Below are 1,211 nucleotides of genomic sequence, written 5' to 3'. Positions count from 1 at the left end.
AAATCACAAAACTTGATTGTGTGAGTTATAAAATTATCCTATGTATTCAATTACTGTAATTAAATTTCACTACATATTTATTACTACCTATCTTCCGTCGTGAAGTCATCCTTAAACTTGACATTGGCTAGGGCTTTTTCCGTCTCTGCCAAAGTTGGTGCCACGTAACGACCAGCCCGATTTTCAATCCTAGCAGTAGGCAGATTTTTTTGACGAGCAAAGTTTGTCTGAACATAACCGATCGCACCATCAATTCTTCGCACTTCTGCCGCCACCGTGCTATCTTGAGGAAGGGCGGCGAAAACCCGAAATCCCCAATTAGGTTGCCTGCTAGCTTCTATCTTTCCACCAGTAATTTTTCGCAAGTATCTAGTCAGAGTCAAGGTAGTACCGCTACTATCGGACTGAACGACAACTTGAATTTTTTTGTTAGGAAAGCGGGAATCAACCTGGTTCCAATTGGTAATTTTATCTGTAAATATTTTAGCCAATTGCTCGCGAGATAACTTGACATCTGCAGTCACATCTTCAAGGTTGTAAACAATGGCAATTGACCCTCCCCCCGTCGGTACCATCAGCAACCCATCTTTCATTTGATTTTTCTCAATTGGAGTAGGAATTAAAGTAGTACCTCCAAAATCCACAGTTTGATTCATGAACAAACGAATGCCGCCGCCACTGCCAACAGTAGTGTATTGGAACTTAACGCCTGTTTCCCGTTCGTATTCTGCGCTATAGCGCTGATAAAGAGGTTCGGAAAAAGAATCACCAGCACCTTTAAGTAATTGGGCACCAGCAGCATTAGTAGTGAAAGCAATCGTTGTTGCAGTTAGTGTGGCAGCTACAATTCGTTGCCAATTATTGATGGTAAATGTCTTCATATCTCTGTGTCACCGCATTGCATATTTTGACTTAAAACGGGGTGTGGGGTGTGGGGTATGGAGCAATACTGTTCACTTGAGACCGATCCCCCCTAATCCCCCTTAAAAAAGGGGGAAAAAGAAAGCTCTTAAAGTCCCCCTTCTTAAGGGGGATTTAGGGGGATCTCCAAGTATAAAGAGTCTTAAGTAAACCGTATTGGGGTGTGGGGTGTGAGGAAAAATCTGGAAATTTGAATGCTAATCGGAACGCAAAAACTGATGATTGAGTCAGATGAAGTAGAGCTCTATTCGACTTCACCCCACACCCCACACCCCGTTTTAAGTCAAAAT

1 protein-coding gene is annotated in these 1,211 nt (G+C 42.5%); it reads right to left on the bottom strand.

The window, feature by feature from the left end; genetic code table 11:
* Positions 1 to 83: 83 nt before the first annotated feature.
* Positions 84 to 881, bottom strand: a complete 798-nt coding sequence (locus tag K4039_RS26625) for a PstS family phosphate ABC transporter substrate-binding protein (protein ID WP_265239508.1) — start codon at positions 879 to 881, stop codon at positions 84 to 86.
* Positions 882 to 1,211 lie beyond the last annotated feature (330 nt).

The organism is Lyngbya sp. CCAP 1446/10 (genome assembly GCF_026130175.1).
GTDB lineage: Bacteria > Cyanobacteriota > Cyanobacteriia > Cyanobacteriales > Microcoleaceae > Microcoleus.
This window is presented reverse-complemented; position numbering and strand designations above follow the sequence as displayed.

Coding starts and splice junctions, on each gene's coding strand:
- K4039_RS26625 (WP_265239508.1), bottom strand. CDS start 881: ATGAAGACATTTACCATCAATAATTGGCAACGAATTGTAGCTGCCACA.